General features: G+C 61.9%; 15 protein-coding genes. 7 read left to right on the forward strand and 8 right to left on the reverse strand.

Translation table 11 applies throughout. From position 1 onward, the window contains the following. Positions 1-370 precede the first annotated feature (370 nt). From AB1792_09195 to secD, 7 genes are all read right to left on the reverse strand, one after another. A complete protein-coding gene (locus tag AB1792_09195) occupies positions 371-571 on the reverse strand; it encodes a hypothetical protein (protein ID MEW5702390.1) in 201 nt (66 codons plus the stop codon). Positions 572-984: 413 nt separating this feature from the next. Further along, positions 985-4,377 (reverse strand): DUF4175 family protein, encoded by a 3,393-nt coding sequence (locus AB1792_09200; protein MEW5702391.1) that lies wholly within the window; start codon positions 4,375-4,377, stop codon positions 985-987. Between the two features lie 186 nt (positions 4,378-4,563). Further along, on the reverse strand, positions 4,564-4,950 hold the full coding sequence (locus tag AB1792_09205; GenBank protein MEW5702392.1) for a VOC family protein: 387 nt from the start codon (positions 4,948-4,950) through the stop codon (positions 4,564-4,566). Positions 4,951-5,055: 105 nt separating this feature from the next. Further along, positions 5,056-5,748: a DUF4159 domain-containing protein gene (locus tag AB1792_09210; GenBank protein ID MEW5702393.1), complete on the reverse strand. Its 693-nt coding sequence runs from the start codon at positions 5,746-5,748 to the stop codon at positions 5,056-5,058. A 93-nt stretch (positions 5,749-5,841) separates the two neighbouring features. Beyond that, positions 5,842-6,330, reverse strand: coding sequence for a cupin domain-containing protein (locus AB1792_09215; GenBank protein ID MEW5702394.1), 489 nt, complete (start codon positions 6,328-6,330; stop codon positions 5,842-5,844). Positions 6,331-6,440: 110 nt separating this feature from the next. Continuing rightward, the gene (gene secF / locus AB1792_09220; protein MEW5702395.1) at positions 6,441-7,367 is read right to left on the reverse strand and encodes a protein translocase subunit SecF; all 927 of its coding nucleotides are present in this window, start codon (positions 7,365-7,367) and stop codon (positions 6,441-6,443) included. A 29-nt stretch (positions 7,368-7,396) separates the two neighbouring features. Beyond that, on the reverse strand, positions 7,397-9,094 hold the full coding sequence (gene secD / locus AB1792_09225) for a protein translocase subunit SecD (GenBank protein MEW5702396.1): 1,698 nt from the start codon (positions 9,092-9,094) through the stop codon (positions 7,397-7,399). A 419-nt stretch (positions 9,095-9,513) separates the two neighbouring features. Between secD and AB1792_09230 the strand changes: the two genes are divergently transcribed. From AB1792_09230 to AB1792_09260, 7 genes are all read left to right on the forward strand, one after another. After that, positions 9,514-12,072 carry a pitrilysin family protein gene (locus AB1792_09230; protein ID MEW5702397.1) on the forward strand — a complete coding sequence of 853 codons (2,559 nt, stop codon included), beginning with the start codon at positions 9,514-9,516 and terminating at the stop codon, positions 12,070-12,072. 26 nt (positions 12,073-12,098) lie between these two features. Then, the gene (locus AB1792_09235) at positions 12,099-12,872 is read left to right on the forward strand and encodes an SDR family oxidoreductase (GenBank protein MEW5702398.1); all 774 of its coding nucleotides are present in this window, start codon (positions 12,099-12,101) and stop codon (positions 12,870-12,872) included. A gap of 283 nt (positions 12,873-13,155) precedes the next feature. Beyond that, positions 13,156-13,377, forward strand: coding sequence for a SelT/SelW/SelH family (seleno)protein (locus AB1792_09240; GenBank protein MEW5702399.1), 222 nt, complete (start codon positions 13,156-13,158; stop codon positions 13,375-13,377). A 25-nt stretch (positions 13,378-13,402) separates the two neighbouring features. Next, positions 13,403-14,314, forward strand: coding sequence for a squalene/phytoene synthase family protein (locus tag AB1792_09245; GenBank protein ID MEW5702400.1), 912 nt, complete (start codon positions 13,403-13,405; stop codon positions 14,312-14,314). An 84-nt stretch (positions 14,315-14,398) separates the two neighbouring features. Next, positions 14,399-15,235, forward strand: a complete 837-nt coding sequence (locus tag AB1792_09250; protein MEW5702401.1) for a GAF domain-containing protein — start codon at positions 14,399-14,401, stop codon at positions 15,233-15,235. 162 nt (positions 15,236-15,397) lie between these two features. Continuing rightward, entirely contained in the window at positions 15,398-15,949 is a 552-nt protein-coding gene (locus tag AB1792_09255; GenBank protein MEW5702402.1) for a hypothetical protein, read from the forward strand. 12 nt (positions 15,950-15,961) lie between these two features. Beyond that, complete coding sequence (locus AB1792_09260) at positions 15,962-16,495, forward strand: hypothetical protein (protein MEW5702403.1); 534 nt, start codon at positions 15,962-15,964, stop codon at positions 16,493-16,495. A 289-nt stretch (positions 16,496-16,784) separates the two neighbouring features. Here AB1792_09260 and mutM read toward each other — a convergent pair whose 3' ends face one another. Continuing rightward, positions 16,785-17,651, reverse strand: a complete 867-nt coding sequence (gene mutM, locus AB1792_09265; protein MEW5702404.1) for a bifunctional DNA-formamidopyrimidine glycosylase/DNA-(apurinic or apyrimidinic site) lyase — start codon at positions 17,649-17,651, stop codon at positions 16,785-16,787. Positions 17,652-17,655: the final 4 nt, after the last annotated feature.

The raw sequence follows: 17,655 nt of genomic DNA on the forward strand, positions 1-17,655 counted from the left end.
CATACGATGTCCCCACAACCCCCTATCGCCGCCTGCTCGCTTCCCCGCACCTCTCCCCGAGCGCCAAACAGACACTCGCCGCCGTTCACCAAACGCTCAATCCCTTCCAACTGAAAAAGGAGATTGACCACAGGCTCCGCTCTCTCTTTCATCAACTCCGGTCACATGAAGCATGAACCCAACCCCGCAAACCCCACTCACCTTCGGTTACCTTTTCTCATGAGGCATCACGACACGCACAGGGTGCCATGCACAAAGGGCCCGATCCCTTGGGATCGGGCCCCTTGTGCATGCCCTGTCGACTGCCACACGCGCACAAACAGCCTGTGTGTGGCTCACGAAGTTCAGATGCGGTCGGAGTGAAATCCGGTCAGTGCCCGCGATGGTAAACGGAGTCAGTCAGAATGGTGAAGTGCCGCTCCAAAGGGGTGAGGCGGATCAGCGTGTCGTCAATGTGGACGTGGTAGCGGTCGAGGAATCCCTGATAGGAGATCGTGACGTCGTACTCGAGGGGAATCTGCGGCAGGGGAAATGTGCCCTCTGCAGGATGGTTGCAGCCCTCGAACACCATGTCGCAACTAACGCCCAAAACGCGACAATGCAGCGTCCCCTGCGAGCGACGTCGGTAAGACAGGACAATCTCACAATCGCATCCGGAGTACGCCCACACGGTTGTCAATTGGATGATCGGATCAAGTACTCCCGAGTGATACGGTTTGTCAACCTCCGCGACTCGAACGCGAAGAGGGCAGCCTAGCGGTGCAGGGGAATTGCTGCCATCTGATGTCCCGCACCCCGTGAGCGTAACTGCGATGAACTGGGCCGCAACACATTTCTTGATGATCTGGTCTCTGCGCCTTTGCACGAGAACACTACCCGTAGGACAGCAGAGTATTCCCACCTCTCTGACATGTTGGGAAAGCCCAAAAACACAAGGGGCAGTCCTGCAGCCGCCCCTTCATCGAACTTCGTTGAGGTTGTTGTCTATTTCCCCCGCGCCTCCACCAGCGCGCGGAAATACGCCTTGATCGTCTCTTCGTACTCCTTGGGGTAACCCTCTTCCTGGTAGCGGGTCAGGAGGCGTTCGTATTCTTCGTCGGTGAGACCGGCGGCCTCTTCCAGCACCGCGGGCGAAGCGTGACGGATGTCGGTGCCGAACTGCGCCTTGCGTTCCTCTTTGTAGTCCTGCCGTTCCAGCGAGTTCTGGAAGTCGAGCATGCGCGTGTAGATGCGCCGCTGCCGATCGAGCGTCTGGTTGGTGACCTCGGAGCGCTCCATGTCCTCGATCACCTTCTGCATCTCCTCCGCCAGCTTGTCGAGTCGTCCGAGGGTCTTCTCCTTGCTGCCGATCTCGGAGTTGAGGTCCTCGACGCCGCGCTTGATCGCCTCCTGCTCCCCACGGAGACGTTTGAGGGTTTCCCGCTCCGATTCGGACATGCCGCCATCCTGGTCATTCGGCCCCGGCATCTGCTGGTTCAACCGTCCCTGCTTCTGGCTCAACTGCATCATCTTCTCGCCGCCGGAGCCGCCGGGGTTGTCGCACGAGCCGGGGTTCTTGCACTGCCCGGAGTTCTTCTCCATCCCCTCGGCCAGTTGCCCGGCGACCTGATTGAGACTGAACATAGCGTCGCGCTGGTTCCCCCCGGCCGCCGAACCGCGACGATCCGAGAGGCACTGCCCCGAGCTTTGCATCTTGTCCATCGCCGCATCGAGCATCTGCCCCGCCTTGCTCGACATGCAGGTCGACTTCTTGGCCATCTCCGCCATCTGCTTGGCGACATTATCGGTGGCGGTGCGCAGCGCCTCCTGCTCGGCGGCCATGTCGCGCAACGACAGCGAATTCGGATCGAGCTCATCGGTGCGCTTGATCATGTCCTCCTGCTTGTCCGACAGATAGAGCACCTTGTCGAGCGCCTCGCGCAGCTCCTTGGCCATCTCCTCGCGTTGACGCGAGTCCATCTGCTCCTGCATCTTCTTCATTTGTTCCAGGAGCGCTTTCAGCGAGGCGGCGCATTGCTCGCCACCCTCTTTGGAACCGCGCTCATTGCGTTGCTTCATGCTCGTGGCGGTCTTATCCATCTGGTCCGGTGCGGGGGATTTCTGCGCCGACCGGCAGAACTCGGAGACCTGCTCGGGCGGGGCGATCTGCGCCGTCGTCAACAGCGACTCGGCGGCGGCCAGATCAGCGGCGAACTGCTCAAAGTCCGACTTCAGCTTCTCCTGAGTGGGGGCCAGATCGGGAAGCTCGTCCTTCTTGCTCTCGGCGGCCTCTTTGTTGATCTGTTCCTGCTGGGCCAGCATCTGCTCCAGCCGCTTGATCATCGCATCGACCTTCTGCTCCGCCTGCAGCTTCTTCAGGTAGGCGATGGTGCGATCCAGGCGTTTGATCATCTCTTCCTGTGAGAGATTCATGTTCGCCAGCGCCTGCTCGATCTCCTTGGGATCGAGCTTCTGCATCGCCTCCGCCAGCTTGCGCATTGCCTCCTTCATCTCGTCGGTGGCGACTTCATTGAAGAGCTGCTGCGCCTCCATCATCTTCTGGATCATTTCGATGGAGGCCAGCTTTTTCTGCTGCGCCTCGGCGACCTGCTTCTGCATGTTCTGTGCGATCTGATCGAGTTGCTTTTCCAATTCCTGCCCCTGATGGGCCAAATCGCCGAGCTTCTGCTGTTTGTCCCAGTCGACCTCGGGCTTGGCGGCCAACTCGCGGCGCAACTCCTCGATCCGGCGCGCCATCTCCCGCTCGCCTTCCATCACCCGGTCGAGGGTATTGATGTCGGCCTCACGCTCGGCCTCGAACTCGGCCATCATCTCATCGAGCGAGGGGAGCCGCACGGCGAACATCTTGCTCGAGGCGGTCTTGGGCCCGGCGATCGCATCGTTGTCGGCGACCTCCACGTAATAGTAGACGACATCCTCCGGCATCAATCCCCATCCCGCCAGATCCCAGAAGTACGCCGACTCCAACCGTTCCCCCTGCACCCGGCTGTTGGGAATCGCGAAGTCCCGCACCGCGCGTTCGCGCCCCTCCGAGACCCACCGCGTGTGCAACGTCAGCCGCGAGAACCCATAGTCGTCGCGCGCGACGATCTTGAGATTGACCGCCATGTTGTCGTTCAGGTCGCTGTTGTGCCCCGGCAGGACGATCTCGACCGCCGGGTCGCGATCGGGAATCGCCGTGATCATGTACTCGATCGGATGCGGATTGGTGCGCCCGGATTCATCGACCAAGGCCAGATGGTAGGAGCGGTTCTGCTCCACTTTGAGCTCGGCCGTTGCCGACATCCCGCGCACCTCCATCGGCCGCGCGGCGCTGCCGGAGAAGACGATCTGCGCTGAACTCAAATCGCGGTTCGACTCGACGCGCATCTTGACCGTTGTCCCAACGGGGGCCGTGACCGCCCCGTCATTCTCATCGATGGCGCTGGCGGCCAATCCCGTGTAGGCGGGAGGAAAGATCTCCAGACGCAGTCGGTTGACGCGTGGTCGATCAACCGCTGTGACCGTGTATACCGGTGATGTCCGCTCACCGGCGATCACATAGTACTCGAAGTCGCGCTTCACCTGGGGGATCGTGTGGCGGAACTCGCGGAACGAAGGCGCACTCGCGCCGGTGGGAGTCTCCGAAACCGCCGCAGTCAGCGGGCCATATGTCCGCCACTGACCGCCCTCGGAACGCTGCAGGATGCGAACGTCGTGCGGCAGATCGGTGCCGGTCACCCGCGCCGCGATACGGAAATCATCGAACTTGACCGCTTCGGCTGATCCCGGCTCCACGGTCAGCGTGTACGGGATCGGTGCCGAGTAATCGGTCAGTGGACGGGAGTATGCCTCCCATGACCGTTGTGCCAAGCCGGGAAACAGGATCGCCAACAGCAGCGCCGCACCCAGACTGACTCCCGCCCAACGCGCCGAACGGCGTAGGCGGGACCGATCCAAAGCCGCCGCGAAATCGATGGCGTCGCCCATCTGTGTCGCCTGACGGATGGTCAAATCGATCAACGCCAGCGAGTACTGCTCAGGATTGGAGCGCACCCGGTCGGCCAATTGCAGGGAGGCGATGAGCCGGTTGGCCAATTCGGGATGCTGCTTTTCAACGACCAGCGCCAGCCGCTCATGCCGTGGCGACCAGATTGTCGCTTTCGCCGCCGCCCAGAGAATCAGAGCGGCGATACAACCCAGAAAACCGACAACAACGGTGACACGGATCGCCGACGGCGGAATCAGGACCGCCGCCGTCAGCGCCAGGAGCACGAACACGACCGAAGCCAGGGCGACGACCCAGCCCAGGTGTGTCAGCCACTCAAAGGCAATCGCTGTACGGCGCATTCGCCGCAACCGTGTCAACAGCGCATCCAAACCCGGCATCGGTGTCATCGTCTGTCGGCTCCTCGAAACGGCTCAGGTGACTGCAGATACGTACAAGCGGCCAGCTGGCCGCGACAACTCAACACTTTCTACGCAGAAACCGCGCAATCGACGGCACCGAAATCTGCCGCCTGATCTCGTTTTCGGCATTGTACTTCTGTGCCCCACCCGAAGGGCGGGAGGGACATCGATGTCTCAGTCTGGCTGAACCAGACTGATGAGATTCCCGCAGGTGTCCTCAAAGAGCACCAAGGTGACGGGACCCATGCTCTGTGGCTCCCCCCGGAAACGGACACCACGTTCCTTCAGACCCCGGTACTCGGCCTGGATGTCGCTGGTGATGAACGCGGTCGCCGGAATCCCGGCATCATACAGCGCCTTCTGATAGACCTGTGCCGGAGGGAAAGCCGACGGCTCCAGGACCAGCTCGGCACCCGCGATACCTTCCGGCGACGAGACCGTCAGCCATCGGTATTCACCCATCGGGATATCGGCCATCTTGACGAATCCCAGCATGGTCGTGTAGAAACGCAGCGCCGCTTCTTGATCATTGACCAAGAGGCTGACAAACGTGATCTGCATGGATACCCCCTGCTGTGTCCAGACAATTGGGCAGGCACACAGGCCTGCCCCTACGGAATCACGCTTTGTCTTGTAGGGGCGGCCCGATGTGGCCGCCCTCCCTTTTCAATGCGTCAGCGCATACACGGCGATGTTGGTTCCCATGCGCAGGGCGGCCAGGCGCTTTTCCGGTGGGTCTTTGTGGACTTGCGGATCTTCCCAGCCGTCGCCAATGTCGCACTCGACCACATAGTAGACCACGACGCGATCGCCATCGAGAATCGCATACCCGCGCGCCGGTTTGCCGTCATGGAGGTGGATCTTCGGCGGACCATCGGGAAACTGATAGGGCGTCTGGTAGATCGGATGCGAATAGGGGAGTTCCACCAATTCGCGATCGGGGAAGATGCGCTTGAGTTCGCGACGCACCGCCGCATCCATCCCATACGAATCATTGATCAACCAGAAGCCGCCGCCGGTCAGATAGCGGCGCATCGTGACCAGTTCATCATCGGAGAACCGGATATTCCCGTGTCCCGTGCTGAAGATGAACGGCTGGAAGAACAACATGTCATCAGAGACCTTGACTCGGACTTCATCGTGATCGATCAGGATGTCAGTGTTGTCATCGATGAAGTCGAGCAAATTGGGAATCGCCGACGATCCCCAGTACCAGTCCCCGCCGCCGGGATACTGCAATCGTGCGACCGTGAAATGCGAAGGATCGACCGGCGCGGTCTCTGCCTGAGCCGGACGCCGCAAGGGTTGGGCGGTGACCGAGGAAGAACCGATTGCCGGCGCAATCAGAATCAGCAGCATGGTGGGCAAAGCCCACCCTACGCGCGTTGTAGGGTGGGCTCCGCCCACCGTCGTTCTAGAACCGCGGCTTCGCGACCACAACATCAACAGCACTCATTTCACCGGCGCAGAGCCATCCGTCTTCGGTGTGGTGTCGTACACGCGGTCCTTCCCGTCGAAGGCCGGCGCAAAGACCGAGATCACGACCGCCGGTGACGATCCCAGATTGGCAAACGCGTGCGGCGTATTGCGGGGAATGTGGATCACCTGCCCCGCCATCACGCGGATTTTCTCTGTGCCCAACGTCAGCCGTCCGGCGCCGCGGATGATCCAGACATTCTCTTCATGGTTCAAGTGGCGATGGCTCTCCATCACCCCTTGCACTTGGGTCAAGTGCATGCTGGACGCCGAATCCCAAGCAATCACATCGGAACGGTACGGCTGGTCGCTTCCGAGCGGGTTCATCGCCAACAGCGAATCGATATCCACAACCGCCGCCCCCGGGCTCCCGACCGTGACAGTCGCCGCCTGGGAATACGACCCGAGCAAGGCGGACACTACGCCCGACAACACGACAGCCGCACACAATGCCTGTCTACGCATTCGACCTCCTTTCCTCACGGGCGGCCCGGCCATTCAATCGCCGCTCCACAGGCGCTTATACCCCGCCGGATTCCCGGCGGCAAGAGAAATCAACGGGGGTCATAGCCCGATCAGGAGCGGAAGCGCTTCGGGCTGCGGTTCTCCCACTCCACGTAGATCGGCGAGGCCACGAAGATCGAAGAATAGGTGCCGACCAGAATCCCGAGGATCAGCGCCATCGCAAAATCACGCAACACGGGGCCGCCGACCAGCCACAGGATGATCAGCACCGCCAGCACCGTGGTTCCGGTCATGATGGTGCGCGACAACACCTCGTTGATCGACCGGTTGATCATCGGCACGAAATCGGCCTTACGGTGGAACTTCTTGAGATTCTCGCGGATGCGGTCGTACACCGTGACCTTATCGGTCAGCGAGTAGCCCGCCAAAGTCAGGATGGCGGAGATCAAGAGGATGTTGAACTCGATGTTCATCAGGTAGAAGACCCCGATCACAACCAGCACATCATGGAACGTGGCGATCGTGGCGCCGACGCCGAACCGAAAATCAAAGCGCAGGGTGATATAGAGGAGGATGCCCACAAGCGAAATCAGCACCGCCCAACGGGTCTGCGCCTGCAGGGTCTTGCCGACCGCGGGTCCAACCTCGTGGACGGAATCCATGGTGAATGCGTTGTCGGGGAAGTACTGGCGGATCAGATCGAGCACCGTCTGGGCCTTGCGGGCCGTGCCCTCCTCCGCCTTGCAACGGATCAGAAACGTGTGCGGCTGGGGCCGCCCTGTGATCTGCACGATCTCCACGTCGGAAATGCCGCCCCGCGACAACGCCTCCCGCAGATCCCCGATGTCGACGGCCTGCGCGAAGTACCCCTCGACCATCGTCCCACCGGTGAATTGAATCCCGAGATTGGCCCGGCCCATCGTGATCATCACGATCGCAAACACGCCCAGGAGCGCCAGCAACGCGGAGATCGTGAGCGCAATCTTGCGCTTGCCGATGAAATCGATATTCGTCTCACCAATGATCTGGATGGGCATGGCCCGCTATCCTTTCCCGCGCGACGATGTCAGATCGACAGCGTCTGGTAGTTCTTGCGAAAATCAAACACCGTCCGGGTCACGACCACGGCGGTGTACAGACTGATCGCCACGCCCCAGAAGAGCGTCACGGCGAATCCCTTGACCGGCCCGGTGCCGAAGATGAACAACGCCAGAGAGGTGATCAACGTGGTGACATGCGAGTCGATGATCGCCGACATCGCGCGCGCATACCCGGCATCGATCGAATGCCGGATCGACTTCCCCGCCCGCATTTCCTCGCGGATGCGCTCGAAGATCAGCACGTTGGCATCGACCGACATTCCCAGCGACAGGATGAACCCCGCGATCCCCGGCATCGTCAGCGTGGCATGGAGGACCGCCATCACGCCGAGCAGAAACACGCCGTTCAACATCAGGCCCAGATTGGCAATCAGTCCGGAGAGCTTGTAGTAGACCACCATGATCAGGAAGACCGCGATCAGGCCGAACAGTGAGGCCGACATGCCGCGGTTGATCGAGTCCTGCCCCAGCGAGGGCCCGATGACATTGTTCTCGATGATCGTGACCGGTGCCGGCAACGCTCCCGCCCGCAACACGATCGACAGGTCGTTGGCGTCTTCGTAGGATGAACCGGTCCCCATCGTGATCTGACCGCGATCCTGAATCCGCGACTGAATCTCGGGGGCCGATTCGACCCGTCCGTCGAGGACGATCGCCAACGGCTTCTTGAGATTGGCGCCGGTGACCCGGGCGAAGATTCGCCCCCCTTCACGTGTCAATTGGAAGTTGACGATCGGCTTGCGGAACTGGTCGAACGACGGCTTGGCATCGGTGAGGTATTTCCCCGACATCTCCACCTGGCGTTTGAGGATGTAGAGATGCTCCACCTCACTGCCGCCCATGTAAGACGTCCGGGTTCCCCACGCAAACTCGACGTCGGGCGGAATCAGCTTGGTGACGTCGGAGCGGGCGAGAATGTTCTGCACCAGCGGCACTTCATCCTTCAGGACGGTCCACCCCATCCCGCCCGCCGGGTCCAACAGGGAACTCAGCGGACTCTCCCTGGGAATCTGCGGCGGCAGGATCTCGCCGGTGTCCTTCCCGGCCTCCGCGGTCTGAGGTGACTCGGTGCTCTTACGGGTCGTGTCGGCCTTGAAGAGCTCCTCGAGGACATCCTTTTTCTCCCCCGCCGTATCGGTCATGAGAGCGGGCTCCGTTGTCGTGTCGACACCGGCAGCGGCCTCCAGCGTGCGGTCGATACGATCCAGAATCAACTGCGCCTGCTCCGGCGACTCGGTGAGTTTGAACTCGAGTTGGGCGGTGCGCCCGATCAGCTCCTGGGCGCGCTCGACATCACTGATCCCCGGCAACTCGACGACAATCCGATCCTGCCCCTGCACTTGGATCACCGGCTCTGTCACGCCGAATTGGTCGACCCGGTTGCGCAGGATCTCTTTGGCCCGATCGACCGCGTCCTTCGCCTCATCGGGGTTCAACTTCGAGCGATCGACCTGGAGGACAACGCGCATGCCGCCCTTGAGGTCGAGCCCCAGCTTCATGACCTTCTTCTGAAGATTGACCCATCCCTTCGGGTCGTACCGGGCCATCTCGTCACGTTCCGACGGAGCCATCTGCCAGAAACGAATGGTGGGGTACATGTACCAGAGCGACCCCACCATGAGAAACGCCGTCAGACCGATCTTCCAGGCTTGTCCTCGTGCCATCGCCGTATCCTGTCTTCCTTCAACTCTTGTAGAGTGAGACGCTTCCGGCTGGCGGCTCCACGGTCGCTTCTGCCGGAAAAACAGACGCGCAATATACGACCGATTCCCACATTGTCAAACCTTTAGGCCCGATGGCCGAGCGGCCACACCGGCCTACCGCAGTCGACCGCGAGCCGCTTGGGACGGACCCCAACTGCTTATCTGACAATGAACTGGCGCTTGGTCAAGAGGGTCTATAGAATCGCGTTCCCCGTCCGTCAAAGCGCTTCAACGACCCGCCGTCCCGGCGTATATTCCTTCCCTGCTAATTGGGACCCGATGCTTCCCAAGGAGGACCAATGCCGAATGTCTGTCACCGTGTGAGGGGCTTGTGGGTGTCGCTGGCAATGCTCGTGGGATCGATATGGACAATCCCAACGATGGCGACCAGTCCGCCGGTAGCGCCGACCACCGGCTACCGCATGCCCAACGGACTGGAAGTGATCCTCAAGGAGAACCACTCCAGCCCGATGATCGCTTCGATCGTCTTCGTGCGCTCCGGTGCGAAGTATGAGACCGAATTCAACAACGGCGTCACGCATTTCCTCGAGCACCTGTTGTTCGACGGTACCGCGCGCCGCACCCAGGAGGAGATCTCCGACCGCATCAAGAACCTCGGCGGCTACATCAACGCCTTCACGCGCAAGGAGGTGACCGCCTACATGTCGCTAATCCCGGCCGAGTACATCGCCGAGGCGCTCGACATCCAGCAGGACATGCTGTTCCATTCGATCTTTCCGGAAGACCGCTTTCCCAAGGAACGCAACATCGTCATCGAGGAGATGCGCAAGGACAACGACTCCCCCGACAACATCGTGGAGGCGTTCTACGACCGCTGGGCCTACGCCGGCAGTCCCTACGCCCGTCCGGTGATCGGCTACGAGAATCTCATCGCCACCATTCCCCGCGCGGAAGTGATCGACTATTACCATACGTACTACCAGCCGGGGAACATGATCCTTCTGGTGATCGGCGACTTCGACACCCCGGCGATGCAGACGCTGTTGGAGCAGACATACGGTCAACACCCGGCTCGACAGATTCCGCCGCGGGCGGCGATCACCGTCCCGCCGATCGTGGGACGCACCGTCCAGCGCACGACCGCCGATGTCGGCGAAACGCGGGTCGACGTGCACCTGCGGCTCCCGGTCTATTCCGATCCGGCCTACTGTCCTCTGGCACTCTGGACCGAAATCCTCAATGACCGGACGCTCTCGCCCCTGCAAAAGGCCCTCGTCGAGGGGAAAGATGCGCCGGCGACCAGCGTCAGTACCGCCTTGGAGACACAAGCCGAGTTCTCGGCGCTGCGCATCAGCGTCGCCACCGACCAACCGGCCAATGCCGACCGCATCGTCTCCGCAATCGATGAGACCATGCGCCGTCTCCCGCAGTTCGCCATCACAGCCGATGATATCCACGTGTTGACGACCCGTCTGGTGGTCGAGGACGTCTTCCTGCGGGAGAAACTGCACTACTACGCGATCATGAAGGCACCGATGCTGGCGGTCACGGGCTATGATTTCATGGACCAGTTGCCCACGCGCATGGCCCAGGTCACGCCAGCGGCGCTGCAGCAGGCCGCCGCCAAGCACCTCACCGGCGACAACTCGGTGATCACCATCGTGACGCCGCCGGACACGACCGCCGCCAGAACGGACGCACAGAAACCATCACAACGCTCGATCTACGAGAAACGCGTATTGGGCAACGGCCTGACCGCCATCGTGAAGAGCAATCCCGACTCGCGTGTCTTCGCCGTCAACATCCTGGGCCAGTATCGGTCGGCGTTGGAGCCGGAAGGGGAGACGGGGATCTCGGACTTCGTCAACCGCATGCTGGTCAGCGGAACCCCGACGATGAGCAAGGATCAGATCGGACGCGCGCTCACCGCCATCGGCGCGGAGTTGACCACGAACGACAACCCGTACATCCCGTACGATGACCGCTACACGACGCCGCAGTTCACTTTCATCAAGTTTGCCACGATCGATGATTACGCCGCCAAGGGGGCGGCGTTGCTGGCCGACCTCGTCGGACATGCATCGTTCCCGCCCGAAGAAGTCGAACTGACCAAGCGCCAGGTGATGGGGATTCTGGGCATGGAACAGGGGTCGACCGGCCAGAGCTGCCGGGCGTTGTTCTACAAGACGTTGTTTGGCGATGGCCCGTATGGGCACACGATCCTCGGCTCCCCGCAGACGGTCGGCACGTTCACTTCCGAGGACTTGCAGCAGCATCGCGGCACTCTGTACGCACCGGCGAACATCCTTTTGACATGCGCAACCAACCTGACTCCCACCGCCGCGTTCGCACTCCTGGACTCGACATTTGGCCGGCTCCCGGCGGGGACACCGCCATCCATCAGCGGCATTCCCGCGCCGACACCGCCGACCGGTGTCGTCAAGCAGCACAAACCGATGCAGAAGGAGCAGGTTTACATCTACATGGGCGGCCCCCTGCCGGGCGCGGCCGATCCGGATGCCGCGGCGATCATGGTCGCGGCTCAGATTCTCTCGGCCCGCCTGGGGGATGAACTGCGGGAAAAGAAGGGGTGGGCGTACTCCGTGGGCGCCGCCGTCGGCTTCGATCGCGACTTCGGCTGGTATGTCTGCACGATGGGCACAGGGAAAGCCAACTACGACTCTGCTCAAGCCGGGATTGTGGCACAGATTCGCCGCCTGCAAACTGAGCCGGTCAGCACCGCCGAGCTGGAGACCGCACAGAACACGCTGTGGGGGTCATCGCTGACGGCGCGGCTGTCGCGCGTCAATCAGGCGTATTATATGGGCGTCGATGAGTTTCTCGGTCGCGGCTACGACGACAGCGACTACATGGCCGAGCATGTGCGCCAAGTGACGGTCCCGGATGTGCTGCGCGTGGCCAAGAACCACTTCAGCACCGAGAACCACATCTTGGCCACCGTGGGGAAGTTGGAGTAGAGCACAGATTCGGGAGCGCCCAGACAATGACACCGCTCAAAGACAAGACCATCCTCATTACCGGCGCCTCGGCGGGCATCGGTGCGGCGACCGCACATGCCTTCGCGCGCGAGGGAGCGCGTCTGATCCTGGCCGCAAGACGCATGGATCGATTACAGGGACTCGCCGAGGAATTGAAACAGTCCCACGACACGGAGGCCATCTGCTTGCGTCTCGATTTGCGGCAGCACAAGTCGGTCGGAAGCGAGCTGGACAAGCTACCGGACAATTGGCGCGGCATCGATATCCTGGTCAACAACGGCGGCCTGTCGCGCGGGTTGGACAAGTTGCACGGAGGGAATCCGGACGATTGGGATGAGATGATCGACGTGAACATCCGGGGGCTCCTGGCGGTCAGCCGCGCGGTGATTCCCTGGATGGTCAAGCGCGGCAGCGGGCACGTGATCAACCTCGGCTCGATCGCCGGGCACGAAGTCTATCCCAACGGCAATGTCTATTGTGCCACCAAGTTCGCCGTCCGGGCACTGACCAAGGGGATGATGCTCGATCTGTTTGGGACGCCGATCCGTGTGACATCGATCGATCCGGGGATGGTGGAGACGGAGTTCAGTCTGGTCCGCTTTCACGGCGACCGCGAGCGCGCTGCCAAGGTCTACAAAGGGACGACACCGTTGACCGGCGACGATGTTGCCGAAGCCATTGTCTGGGCCGCCAATCGACCGGCGCACGTCAACATCGCCGAGATGCTCATCCTGCCGACCGTGCAGCGTTCGACCGGGCTGCTGTATCGGGAGACATGAGTACCTGTAGTCGAACGCAAGCGTGGTGATGTCATGTCGAGCGACTTGTCCCGAGCGAAGCCGAGGGAAGCGAGACATCTGCTTTTTCCCCCACCGGGACCTGCAAAACAGCAGACCCCTCACTTCGTTCGGGGTGACAGGCAAGAGACGCCAAGCGTGGCAGGGCGAAGCTCCTGCTGAGCCGTTGTTCGTCTTCGTAGACAGGACACGGCGGCTCGGCGGGAGCCTCGCCCTCCCGATACCATGAAAGGTTGAACCGTCACACGTCCATAGGAGGAACCGCATGGCCAAGAAGATCACCATAAAGTACTGCAACGAGTGAAACTATCAGCCCCGGGCTGCCAGTCTGGCGGCCGAGATCAAGGACCGGCTCCAGATCGATCCCGAGTTGATTCCCGGTTCCGGAGGGGTTTTTGACGTCAAAGTCGACGGCCGGCTGATCTTCTCCAAGGCCGTGGCCGGACGATTCCCGGAAACGGCGGAGATTCTGGACGCTATCAAATGAGGGTGCGCCCATCAGCATGCCGACCGTGAGTACCAACGCGCAACTCGTCGACGCCTACAATCTGTGCGAGGAGGTTGCAGGCCGCGACAAGCCGCACCTGTACGCGGCGGCCCAGTCGTTCGCCTGGCCCGAGACACGCCGCGCCTTCGCCGCCACCTATGCCTCGATGCGCGTCATTGACGACTTCATCGATGACATCCCGCACCGTGCCACAATCGCCGCATCCTCACGTGCTGGGGCCGCCCGGTACCTCGATGATTGGCTGGCGCGGGTCCGGCAGGCCCAATCCGGGACGCACGACTCTCCGGGCATTTGGGCGGCGCTCGCTGACACATTCGGGCGCTTCGAATTGCCGATGACACCGTGGGAGGAACTCGGCCGGGCGATGCGCAGCGACCTGACAACACCGGCGTTTCGTGACTGGGACCATCTGCGCGGATACATGGCCGGAGCCTCGGTGGCACCGGCCGTCGTATTCATGCACCTGGTGCTCATGCAGCCGCAGATCGATCACACCGATGGCCGCTTTCGCTCCCCCTGGCCCTACGAGCGCGTCGTCGACGCCGCTGAGGACCTGGCCATCTTCTGTTACTGGGTCCACATCCTGCGCGATGTCGCCACCGATCTGACACAAGGCGGCAGCGGCCTGGTGTATCTCCCACAAGATGACCTCCGACGATTCGGCCTGTCGGTTGCCGATCTGCATCGCATGCGCGCCGCCAACGCGGCGACCGAATCGTACCGACAACTGGCCCGGTATGAGGCGGAGCGAGCCAGAGACCACCTCCGACGGGGTCGCGCCCATTTACCCGAGCTTCTCGCAGTCGCCCCTGCAGGCAACGCACAGGCGCTGACCCGGCTCGTGGACACCTATGTCGCTGTCTTGCAGGGCCTTGTCGACATCGACTTCGATGTCTTCGCCACCGCTACGACCTGACGATCCCCCAAATCGACGGAATCCTCGCTGGGTGTCGCAGTTCGGCTAATCAAAGCCGCACTTCGTTGCCGACATAACATGTAGATGCCGACAGAGATCGCGACAGCGCCATGGCCGGTGCGGGAAACTGAGTTCGACGCAGCCGATGATCGCGTTTCCCGCGTGACGCACACCCCGGGAGCCGCCCTTCAGTTGCACGACATCAGAGCCCGGCTCGCCGTGACCATGCAGTCGGCCGACCTTCGTTGCCGGTCCGGTTTGGGTGCAGTCATTGATGTCGTGCGCCAATGCGTGCAATGCCGGGCCGTCGCCATTCGACTCATCGATCAGGAAGGGCACGCGCCCTTCGAGGTCGATCTCGGATTCCCGGAGCACTTCTGCTCACGTCGCAATCTCCTCAGTCTCTCCCGCGACCGGTGTCTGTGCACCCAAGTCCTGACGGAGACGGTCGATCCGGAGTGCCCCGGGAGGACTCCCAGCGGTTCGCTGGTCTTCGGCACCGCCGCTGAACTCCGATTCGCGCACAGTCACCTTCCCGATCAGCCCGCGCACCTGTTCTGCCCCGATCCCGATTTCGCCTCGATGGCGTTGGTTCCGGTTCGTGGCGCCGGATTCCCACTCGGTCTGATTCACTGCGCCGATCCCCGGCCCCACCACTTCCATCCTGCGCGCATCGCGATCCTGGAAGCGATGGCCGGGGAAATCGGTCGCGCCCTGTTCTTCGACTCGATTTGGCCATCACCGTGGACACCATCGGGCGCAGCGGAATCACCGGCATCCTGCCCGATGTGCGGACGGCTTCGCGTCCGCGGCGGCTGGGAAGATCGAGCACACCGGGACTTACAGGGGACCTCCTGGTCAGTTCGACCCGCGCGACATGTCCTCTGTCCCCACTGCCTGGCCAGCCAGGTCCCCATCTAAGGCAATATCGACCTCCGATACCGGCCGCACGGGCGGCGGCTCTACGCGCGCGGCGAGCGCGGAGACATCTCACCGCGTCTTTTTTCCATTGACGCTTTCCACCTCCCTGTCCTCATTGGGAATGGGAAGGTCTGCTTTCAGCCAACACGCAAAGGAGCGGGAATGAAACAGGCGAGGATGATCGCGACGGTAGCCGTCTTGATCCTGGGAACGGCTGGCGTCGCCAATGCGACCGGATGGGGCGTGGGTGGGTTCGGCGGTGTCACGATCCCGCTGGTTCAGGACGATGCCACGCGCGGGACCCTGTATGGCGCCCACCTGCGGCTCTCCATCGGTGGAATGCTCGGGATCGAACCCAACTTCATCTATTTCAAGAACGGCGATTGGGAGATCGATGATGCCCCCGGTGAGACATTCGACGGCTCGAAGTTCACGTCGGTCGGCGTCAACCTGATCCTCGGCGCCGCTGGACCGGTTACCGGGTTCCGGTTTTTCCCATTCGCCGGTGCCAAGTACTACAATGAGAAGAACGACTTCCGCGACTTCAGCGACTCGCACATCGGCTGGTGTGCCGGCATGGGGCTGGAAATCGGCGCCGGATCGCTCGGCATCGACATCCGTGCCTCCGGTGAGGTCCTGCCTCTCGACGGCGGCGGTTCCCGCAAGTGGGCACACATTCGTGGCGGTCTGAACTACTACTTCGGCATCCGATAGGCGGAGGGAATCATGAAGACAAGACCAGGGATCATCCGCCTCTCCGCTCTGCCGGCGGTTCTGGCGGTCATCGTCACCGGTTGCATCGTCTCCGGCCAGTTCATCATCGTTCTCAACATCGACAATGCCATTGTGTCGACGCATCAGGCATTGAATTCGGCGTACATTGATCTGACCGACAACGACACCTGGAAGGACCACGAAGAGGACATCCAGAACATCGTCGATGTGAAGTTCGAAGCGACGATTCTCAACAACCTCGAAGACTCGGCCTACGGCGAAGTCTTCTTTGCCGCGCGGGAGTACACGACGCCGCAGGAAGTCCGCGACAGCGCCTTCCGCGTGCTCAGCGGAATTCTCATCCCCGGCAACGACAGCGTCCAGATCACCTTCACGGAATCGGCCGATTACATGCCGGAACTCAGTCCGGGCGTCCTCGATCTGCTTGAGACCGGGACGTTCTACGTCTACGGGATTGCGGAGACCCCCTTCTCGATCACGATCCGTCCCGGTGCCCGGCTGATGGTCACCTTCTCCGCCGGTTGACCGGCGCGAGACAGAGTCGAGACGACAACGGCCCCGTGCGCGTTTACGGGGCCGGTCTTCTGTGGAGGTCATTACGGGAACACCTCCCCCGTAAGAGGACAAGGGGCTTAAGGGCTTGTTGAAGAACCTCCCAATTCCGCACATGTGCGGTCGGATGCCCACACCCGACCGTTGATGTACAGCCACTTGCGCCGGGTGTGGGCACCCGGCGCCACGGAAACGGTGGCTTTTTCAACACGCCCTTAAGCCCCTTGTTTTCCCAGCGGTCAGGACACGATGACGCAAGTGCCTATCTGCGCTGGCACCCCGGACAGTAGTGCGTCCCCCGGCCGACGATGACCATGCGCTTGATCGAATGGCCACAGACTCGGCACGGCTCACCCGTCCGCCCATAGACCATGAGCTTCGGCGCAAATCCCCCCGCCTGCCCCGTCAGATCGGAGAATGTGTCGAATGTCGTCCCGCAGGCCGCAATCGCCGCGGCCAGAATCCGCTCCATCTCAGTCCGCAGCCGGATCAGGCGCGTTCGGCCCAGCCGATGGCACAACGCGGCGGGGTGTATCCCGGCGGCAAAGAGTGCCTCGTCTGCATAGATGTTCCCCAACCCCGCCATCACATGTTGATCGAGAAGAAGCGCCTTGATCGAGCGCCGTGAACGCGCCGCGATGCCGTGGAGCTCCTCGTCGCCGATGTCGGTCGCCTCCGGTCCCAGTCTCGACAGACCTTGGTGCTGCAACAGTCCTCCCGGGGGACAGTAGTCGGCACGGGCAAACTGCCGGGTGTCAACCAGCACCAGTTGCCGTGATCTCCGTGAACCGGGGCCACGCAGCGTCAGGATCAGCCGGTCGTGCGGGCCACGACCGATCCGGTTCGAACGCAATCGCAGATGCCCGGTCATACGCAGGTGAATGACCAGGTGGCATCCGCCGGTCATTCGGATGATGATGTACTTGCCGCGACGCGAGACCGCTGCGATTGTCCGCGCGACGATCTGTCGTCGCCAGCCGGGACGATTGCCGAGCGCGACACGACGGGAGGCATGGACAATCCCTTCGATCCGCGCTCCGGTGGCCGCCGCGCGCAAGGCCCGGACGACGGTTTCGACTTCGGGGAGTTCCGGCATCGGGAGATTCAAGGGTGGGTGCTCTTCGCCCACCAAA

It is taken from the genome of Candidatus Zixiibacteriota bacterium, from assembly GCA_040752595.1.
Classification (GTDB): Bacteria; Zixibacteria; MSB-5A5; order WJJR01; family WJJR01; genus JACQFV01.

Excerpts from the sequence above, each read along its gene's own strand:
- secF (MEW5702395.1), bottom strand. The coding sequence starts at position 7,367 with ATGCCCATCCAGATCATTGGTGAGACGAATATCGATTTCATCGGCAAG.
- secD (MEW5702396.1), bottom strand. The coding sequence starts at position 9,094 with ATGGCACGAGGACAAGCCTGGAAGATCGGTCTGACGGCGTTTCTCATG.
- AB1792_09200 (MEW5702391.1), bottom strand. The coding sequence starts at position 4,377 with ATGACACCGATGCCGGGTTTGGATGCGCTGTTGACACGGTTGCGGCGA.
- AB1792_09210 (MEW5702393.1), bottom strand. The coding sequence starts at position 5,748 with ATGCTGCTGATTCTGATTGCGCCGGCAATCGGTTCTTCCTCGGTCACC.
- AB1792_09215 (MEW5702394.1), bottom strand. The coding sequence starts at position 6,330 with ATGCGTAGACAGGCATTGTGTGCGGCTGTCGTGTTGTCGGGCGTAGTG.
- AB1792_09260 (MEW5702403.1), top strand. The coding sequence starts at position 15,962 with ATGAAGACAAGACCAGGGATCATCCGCCTCTCCGCTCTGCCGGCGGTT.
- AB1792_09230 (MEW5702397.1), top strand. The coding sequence starts at position 9,514 with ATGGCGACCAGTCCGCCGGTAGCGCCGACCACCGGCTACCGCATGCCC.
- AB1792_09255 (MEW5702402.1), top strand. The coding sequence starts at position 15,398 with ATGAAACAGGCGAGGATGATCGCGACGGTAGCCGTCTTGATCCTGGGA.
- AB1792_09235 (MEW5702398.1), top strand. The coding sequence starts at position 12,099 with ATGACACCGCTCAAAGACAAGACCATCCTCATTACCGGCGCCTCGGCG.
- AB1792_09250 (MEW5702401.1), top strand. The coding sequence starts at position 14,399 with ATGCCGACAGAGATCGCGACAGCGCCATGGCCGGTGCGGGAAACTGAG.
- AB1792_09205 (MEW5702392.1), bottom strand. The coding sequence starts at position 4,950 with ATGCAGATCACGTTTGTCAGCCTCTTGGTCAATGATCAAGAAGCGGCG.
- AB1792_09195 (MEW5702390.1), bottom strand. The coding sequence starts at position 571 with ATGGTGTTCGAGGGCTGCAACCATCCTGCAGAGGGCACATTTCCCCTG.